Here is a 7,452-nt window from a genome sequence, read left to right on the forward strand (position 1 = left end):
CTCTCAGCAGTTATAGCGTTGGATTTAAGATTTTAATCTAAAATCGTTCGACTGAGCGTAGCATTCCGTAGGAAAGCCCCAAATCTCAAATCCAAAATTAAATCTATGCCAGACATCCAAATCTCTGCCATTATCTGTACTCACAATCGAGATACCTATTTAGGGGCTGCAATTGATAGTCTTTTAGCACAGGATTTTGCTGCTGATTTTGAAATTGTGATAGTTGATAATGGATCTATCGATCGCACTCGTGAGGTTGTAGAACAAAGAAGCCACAATCCGCGCCTGAAGTATGTTTTTGAACCCACCATTGGTTTATCTGTCGCCCGTAACACGGGTGCAAAGGTAGCCAGTGGTGATATTCTTGCTTATCTAGATGATGATGCCGTTGCCAGTAAGGGCTGGCTACAAGTTTTATATTCTGCCTATTACAATAATTCTAAGCTAGCGATCGCAGGTGGCAAAGTCACTCTCCTGTGGCCTCCAGGAATTCAACAACCACGGTGGCTATCTCCAGGGCTAGCTGCAAATCTGGGTGCATACGACTTAGGTGACAGTAACATCTACATTGAGCAACCTGGCTCAACACCCAGAGGCTTAAATTACTCTATCCGCCGCAGTTTCCTCGAAGAAATTGGCGGTTTCGATCCCCATCTCGGTCGAGTGGGTAAAAATTTATTATCTAACGAAGAACTGCAAATGACCGAATTTGCTCTACAGCGTGGTTGGCAAGTTGCTTATCTTCCCGAAGCACTCGTCGCTCACAATGTAGCCCCAGAACGCCTCCAACGCTCCTGGTTTTTAAACCGAGGCTGGTGGCAGGGTATCAGTGAATGCTATCGAGAACAACTCGCTGGTAAAGCTGGGATCGCTCAATTACAGCGAGGTAGCGAACGGTTTGTGCGAGGCTTGTATAAGGCTTTACAGTATTTCTCCGATCCAGCAGAACGGTTTGACAAACTGGTGTATGCTTACGGTCAGATTGGTTACTTAAATGCTGCTATTCAGGGTCTTTTATCTACATCAAATAAGAAATAACCAGTAACATAATTTTTACTCAATATGTCATCTAAAATACCAGTTTCAGTACTAATTCCGGCAAAAAATGAACAAGCTAACTTGCCTGCTTGCCTTACTAGCCTCAGCAGAGCAGATGAAATATTTGTAGTAGATTCTCAAAGTACTGACAACAGCATTGAGATTGCTAAAAGTTACGGTGTAAATGTCGTACAATTCAACTTCAATGGACGCTGGCCTAAAAAGAAAAATTGGTCTTTAGATAATTTGCCTTTTCGTAATGAATGGGTGCTAATTGTAGATTGTGATGAGCGCATCACCCCCGAACTTTGGTCAGAAATTGAGCAAGTAATTAAAAATGATGAATATACAGGTTATTATCTCAACCGCCGCGTATTTTTCTTAGGAAAATGGATTCGTTATGGCGGGAAATATCCTGATTGGAATCTACGTTTATTTCAACATAAAAAAGGTCGCTACGAAAATCTAAATACAGAAGATATTCCTAATACTGGTGATAACGAAGTTCACGAACACGTGATTTTGCAAGGGAAAGTTGGGTATCTCAAAAATGATATGCTCCACGAAGACTTCCGCGACCTTTACCACTGGTTAGAACGGCACAACAGATATTCCAACTGGGAAGCCAGGGTTTATTTTAATATTCTTACAGGTAAAGATGATAGTGGTACTATCGGCGCTAATCTATTTGGCGATGCCGTACAACGCAAAAGATTTTTGAAAAAAGTTTGGGTACACCTACCATTTAAACCCGTTTTGCGGTTTGTTTTATTTTATATAATTCAACGCGGTTTTTTAGATGGCAAAGCAGGATATATCTATGCACGTTTACTCAGTCAATATGAATATCAAATTGGCGTTAAACTTTACGAATTACGCAACTGTGGTGGTCACTTAAATACTGCAACTACGCCGAAGGAGGGAGCAGGTGAGCAGGGGAGCAGAGAAGCAGAAGCAAAGCTATTGACCATTGATTCCTGACAATGACTAATGACCAACCTTTCGTAGATTTACGCAAATATGACCAATCTTGGTTTGCCCGGGGGCGTCCAAGTTGGTATGTTTTATTATGGTGGTTTGTACAAGCGATCGCCTTTCCTCTAACTCCTCAACCGTTAAATATTGTACGTTGTGCTTTGCTACGATTATTTGGCGCTCGTATCGGCAAAGGTGTATTAATTCGACCTACAGCCCGATTTACCTACCCCTGGAAAGTTACCATTGGTAACTACAGTTGGATTGGAGATAACGTAGTTTTATATAGCCTCGATCGGATCGAAGTCGGCGAACATTGCGTAGTTTCCCAAAAAAGTTACCTGTGTACTGGTACTCACGATCTCCAAGATCCTGCCTTTGGGTTGAAAACAGCAAGTATCACCATTGAAAATGGTGCATGGGTAGCGGCTGATTGTTTTGTTGGGCCAGGAGTGCAAATCGGGGCTAATGCTGTAATTGGCGCTCGGAGTAGTGTTTTTACTAATATGCCTTCTGGGCAGGTTTGTTGGGGAAGTCCCTGTCACCCCAAAACGGCTCGGCTAAAACTCGATCCCTCCACAACTCCATAGATTTATTTATAGATAAACATAGTAAAGGCGTGCAGCTAGCTGTGCGCCCTTAACTTTTCCATATATATATTTATTTGTTTTTGGAAAGAGAATAAAAGTGCGATCGCTATATAGCTTTTTCTAATAAGAATGAGGTATAGGACTCCTATTTTATTTTTGAACAAGACTCAGTACGGATCTATGCCTTCTTTCCTGTTCCCTGCCCACGCAAGTAAATTCTCCGAATCAAACCGGATTCCTATATATACTTCATCACTTGGAAACCGCTATTTTGTGGAAATAGTTTACTTTTATTTAATTAAATCTTTTTAATTTAAGTCTAAAATTTGTGTGTATCTAAAAAATTGGCAGAAAGTATGGTATCTCAAATCAGCCAAGAGACATTTTAAATAGCAAAATTATTTTTGCTATTCCAACAAGTAGGCGATCGAGTGCCATCTGCCACACATCTTCATCAACTTGCTAAAGCAGGAGTTACGCAAACAATAGCTGAAACCCTGATTTTTAGATAGGAGTAATTTATGAATTGCCCCTACCACCTGTAGTTTTACGTAAGTATTTTAAAGATTTTATTTTCAATAAAAATCAATTATAGAAGTTTTCAAATAAATTTAATAAGAGGCAAGTATGAATGTTAATATAAATGAAAAACCTGTTATTTTAATAGTCGATGATACTCCTGTTAATTTACAAGTATTATTTGATTTTTTAGATTATTACAGCTTTCAAGTTTTAGTATCTGAAGATGGACAAAGTGCCATTCAAATGGCAGAATATGCTTCACCTGACCTGATTTTACTGGATGTATTAATGCCAGGAATTGACGGTTTTGAGACTTGTAGACTTTTGAAAAAAAATACAGCTACTCAAGATATTCCCGTAATATTTATAACTGCCATGAGTGACAAGGTAGATAAAGTTAAAGGTTTGAATATTGGGGCTGTAGATTACATTACCAAACCTTTAGAATCTCAAGAAGTTTTAGCTAGGATAAATACCCATTTACGTTTACGGAACCTCACAAAAAAACTCACAGAGCAAAATAACCGTTTAGAGATCGAAATCTTGGAGCGCCAGCGGGTAGAGGAAAAACTACGATGTCATTCAGATGCATTAGATGAGTGGAACAATCGCTATCAAGCACTAATTCAAGCAAGTGGTCAGATTCTCTACGACTGGCACTTGCATACCAATGAGATTAAATATGATGGCAATGTAGAGCGAATATTAGGTTACTCTATGCCTGAGATGTTGGGAGGTTTGAACCGCTGGTTAGAATTGATTCATTCTGACGATCGCAGCTTTTTTAACAAAGAGATTAACCGGGTTTTATCCACAAAAGAGCGATTCCATCTTGAATTTCGCGTATGTCGTAAAGATGGCACTTATATCACAGTTGAGAACAATGGGTATATCTTTTTAGACTCTACAGGTAAAGTTGCTCGAATGGCGGGCTTTGTAATTGATATTACCGAACAGCAAGCTGCGTTACGCGATCGCAAAGATGCAGAACAGAAAATCCGCGAGCAAGCTGCTTTGCTTAACATCACCACAGACGCGATTATCGTTCAAAATTTGATTAACCAAATTCAATTTTGGAATCAAGGGGCTGAACATCTCTACGGCTGGATGGCAGAAGAAGTAGTGGGCAAGAATGCAAATCAGCTTTTTTATCAAAAGCAAAGTTTTTGGCAATTGAAAAACATCCAGGAAACTTTAGCTGAGAGTGGTGCGTGGCAAGGTGAGTTATATCAAGTCACAAAACAAGGCAAAGAAATCATCGTTGCTAGTCGCTGGACACTAGTAAATGATGATGAGGGGCAAGCCAAATCCATCCTGATTGTCAACTCCGACATCACAGAGAAAAAGCAACTTGAAGCCCAGTTTCTCCGGGCCCAGCGGATGGAGAGTCTTGGCACTCTAGCAAGTGGCATCGCTCATGACCTCAACAATGCACTGACACCGATGATGATGACAGTACAACTTTTAGAGGCAAAGCTGCCGGATGAAAATAGTCAGAAATGGCTGACAATTATGGAAACTAATATTAAACGTGCAGCAGATTTAGTTAAACAAGTGCTATGGTTTTCACGTGGCTCTGTAGGTAACTTTAAAACCTTACAGATACGGAATTCAATTTTAGAAATCGAAAACATTGTTAAGCAAACATTTTCCAGAGCTATTGAAATCCACATTGATGTTCCTGGGCAAAACCTGTGGGATGTCTTTGGTGATGCAACTCAGATACACCAAGTGCTGATGAACCTCTGCATTAATGCTCGTGATGCTATGCCTCATGGCGGTATCCTAAAGATTTCTGCGAAGAATTTCTGGGTTGATAGCCATTATGCCCGGATGAATATTGATGCTAAGGCGGGTTCTTATGTGATGATTACCGTGCGCGATACAGGTATAGGAATTAAAAGAGAAATAATAGATAGAATTTTTGAGCCATTTTTCACAACAAAAGAAGTAGGTAAAGGTACAGGGCTTGGTCTTTCAACAGTCCTTGGCATTATCAAAAGCCACAGCGGTTTTGTGAATGTAGTTAGTGAAGTGGGCAAAGGTACAGAGTTTCAAGTTTGCTTACCCGTAACGCAAACAATCGAAGCAGATAGTAAATTAGCTAGATATCAGGAATTACCAGCAGGGCATGGAGAATTAATTCTCGTTGTTGATGATGAAGATTCAATTCGAGAGGTTACTCAAACCTGGTTAGAACAAAATGCCTATAAAGTTTTAGTGGCTAGTGATGGTATTGATGCGATCGCACTATATACAAAACATCAACAAGAAATTAGTGTGGTGTTAGTTGATATGATGATGCCATCTATGGATGGGCCAACAACTATCAATGTATTGAAAAAAATTAATCCAGATATCAAAATTATTGGTGTTAGTGGATTAGCCTCCAATCATGAAATGATTAAAAACCTTGGTAATAGTGTTAAAACCCTTTTGTCCAAGCCCTACACCTCAAGCGACTTATTAATAAATTTACAGATGGTGATTAGCACAAAGTAGAGTTTGTCATTAGTCATTGGTCATTAGTCATTAGTGAATAACTAATTCCCAATGCCCAAGCAAAATGGTCAGTAGCAGTGGTAATATGTTTTTATGGCTGCTCTAATCCTTGCTATTGATGAACAAACTATTGGATGAAACGCTGTCAATCAAAATTGCTGAACAGATAAACAGCAGAGCTAGCACTCCGTTTGATAATGCTTATAAAGCAGCATTATCTACTGAGGGAGCAAAGTATATTCAGGGATTTTTAGCTTTTGCTGGAAAACCATATAGACCGATCGAACACAGTTGGATTGAGCTAGACGATACCTCTGATGTCCGGATTATCGATCCCACGTTACCTCACCTGAACAAAAATCCTCAAGAAATCTGGTATTTTGCAGCACATAGTTTGACTGTTAAAAAACTGAAAGCCATTATTGAAGAATCAAAAGAAGATTATCCAGAAGACGATCCATTGCCAATTTATGGCGATCCACCTTATGAATATTACGGTGATGTAATGTTGGGTGGTCAAGATTATCTGGCAGCATATCAAGCCGCAGAGGCTAAGTGCAGAGAAATTAACGAACTCAACCCTGAGAGTAACTAATAAAAATGAATTAAATAATTCATAATTCCGACTGATTTAATACGATTTACCATCGCTGCCAAAATATTCCCTATACCCACAAATTTTGTCTCCACGCACATCAAAAGAAACTGCTACCCGATTTCTGTAAGGCTGTCCGAATAAAAGCCCCTCGTCCCGAAACTCAAAGACAGCAGTCGTTTCATTACTAGTAATACGGTCTAGACCAATCAGCTTCAACCCAGGACTAAAGGATTCAGAAACGTACTCGAAAAATTCTCTAGCTCTTTCTTTTCCCACGTTTAAACCGTGGAATTTTGCCATTGGAAACCAAAGGGTGAAATCTTCTGTGAGCATATCTAACAATGCTTCCCACTCTCCTGTTGCCATACCATGCGTTAGACCCTCAAATGCCTGTTGAGCAACTTTTAAAGTATTTTCTGAATTTTGTGTCATTTTACCCTCGCCTGGATATAAACTAATACCGTGTTGCTTAAAATCTCACTACCACTGTGCCACAATTCTGAGTACTGAGGAGATATTCTACAGTGTTAGGTATAGATTTTATGCCTTGAAACTGTGTTGATTCAAGAGCAACTTTGGGTTTATCCGTGTAGAAGAAGTTTAAGAAGCGATCGCGTGTCTCTGTATTATTTATAATAAAGTACAAGAAAGTTTTTTGCGTATTTTGGAGATAAAACCAACCACTACTAAATATCCTCGCATCGGCAAATTTGCAACACAGGTATCAAATACCCCTTTGCTTACACTCAAAAATTAAATTAATCAATTATTTTTACTTTTTCTGTGCTACCATCTGTAGCCATTCAATTAGGGGTCTTAAGGTTCCTGGCAATGCTGACTCACTGACAGTCACTGTATGTTGCTTGCCGTTATCTTCTACTGTTAATTTATATTGAAAGCGATCGCTCTGGGGATTTGGCGAAGTAATTAGTTCCGGTAGCCTAAATAAATCAGCAACTTCCACTAGTTGGGGAAGTGTGGCAGCTTCATGTGGCGGGAGAGTATCTGTATCAACGGTTGTCTTCTTAGTAATTCCAGCAAAGCCACCCGTGCGTTCAAGTGATACCCGCATTTTTTTGCTCTCCGTTGTGTTATTTAGTTGAAATACATACTAAGACTGGGAGATGATACTTCTCAACTCCCAGTTTAACAACAACAAACAACACATCTCAAAAGTTAGAAGTTAAGAGTTAGGAGTTAGAAGTTAAGAAAAAACTCCTAACTCCT

Annotated in this window: 7 protein-coding genes; 5 read left to right on the plus strand and 2 right to left on the minus strand. The window is 39.5% G+C overall.

From position 1 onward, the window contains the following. Positions 1–105 precede the first annotated feature (105 nt). From RM049_RS25150 to RM049_RS25170, 5 genes are all read left to right on the plus strand, one after another. Positions 106–1,038, plus strand: coding sequence for a glycosyltransferase family A protein (locus tag RM049_RS25150; RefSeq protein ID WP_322706092.1), 933 nt, complete (start codon positions 106–108; stop codon positions 1,036–1,038). A gap of 24 nt (positions 1,039–1,062) precedes the next feature. Continuing rightward, entirely contained in the window at positions 1,063–2,019 is a 957-nt protein-coding gene (locus RM049_RS25155) for a glycosyltransferase family 2 protein (protein ID WP_322688810.1), read from the plus strand. A gap of 2 nt (positions 2,020–2,021) precedes the next feature. Next, on the plus strand, positions 2,022–2,603 hold the full coding sequence (gene hpsU, locus RM049_RS25160; protein WP_322688809.1) for a hormogonium polysaccharide biosynthesis acetyltransferase HpsU: 582 nt from the start codon (positions 2,022–2,024) through the stop codon (positions 2,601–2,603). Between the two features lie 627 nt (positions 2,604–3,230). After that, positions 3,231–5,627: a response regulator gene (locus RM049_RS25165; RefSeq protein WP_322706093.1), complete on the plus strand. Its 2,397-nt coding sequence runs from the start codon at positions 3,231–3,233 to the stop codon at positions 5,625–5,627. A 118-nt stretch (positions 5,628–5,745) separates the two neighbouring features. Continuing rightward, entirely contained in the window at positions 5,746–6,222 is a 477-nt protein-coding gene (locus RM049_RS25170; protein WP_322683541.1) for a hypothetical protein, read from the plus strand. Positions 6,223–6,258: 36 nt separating this feature from the next. Here the strand turns inward: RM049_RS25170 and RM049_RS25175 are convergent, their stop codons facing one another. Continuing rightward, the gene (locus RM049_RS25175; RefSeq protein ID WP_322706094.1) at positions 6,259–6,657 is read right to left on the minus strand and encodes a nuclear transport factor 2 family protein; all 399 of its coding nucleotides are present in this window, start codon (positions 6,655–6,657) and stop codon (positions 6,259–6,261) included. Positions 6,658–6,997: 340 nt separating this feature from the next. After that, positions 6,998–7,297, minus strand: coding sequence for a protealysin inhibitor emfourin (locus RM049_RS25180; RefSeq protein WP_322673607.1), 300 nt, complete (start codon positions 7,295–7,297; stop codon positions 6,998–7,000). Between the last annotated feature and the right edge of the window lie 155 nt (positions 7,298–7,452).

Origin of the sequence: Nostoc sp. DedQUE04 (assembly GCF_034530995.1) — a bacterium.
In the GTDB taxonomy this organism is placed as follows: Bacteria; Cyanobacteriota; Cyanobacteriia; order Cyanobacteriales; family Nostocaceae; genus Nostoc.

Bases quoted from the DNA above. Each gene is read 5' to 3' on its own strand.
- RM049_RS25155 (WP_322688810.1), top strand. From the start codon at position 1,063: ATGTCATCTAAAATACCAGTTTCAGTACTAATTCCGGCAAAAAATGAA.
- RM049_RS25165 (WP_322706093.1), top strand. From the start codon at position 3,231: ATGAATGTTAATATAAATGAAAAACCTGTTATTTTAATAGTCGATGAT.
- RM049_RS25175 (WP_322706094.1), bottom strand. From the start codon at position 6,657: ATGACACAAAATTCAGAAAATACTTTAAAAGTTGCTCAACAGGCATTT.
- hpsU (WP_322688809.1), top strand. From the start codon at position 2,022: ATGACTAATGACCAACCTTTCGTAGATTTACGCAAATATGACCAATCT.
- RM049_RS25170 (WP_322683541.1), top strand. From the start codon at position 5,746: ATGAACAAACTATTGGATGAAACGCTGTCAATCAAAATTGCTGAACAG.
- RM049_RS25180 (WP_322673607.1), bottom strand. From the start codon at position 7,297: ATGCGGGTATCACTTGAACGCACGGGTGGCTTTGCTGGAATTACTAAG.
- RM049_RS25150 (WP_322706092.1), top strand. From the start codon at position 106: ATGCCAGACATCCAAATCTCTGCCATTATCTGTACTCACAATCGAGAT.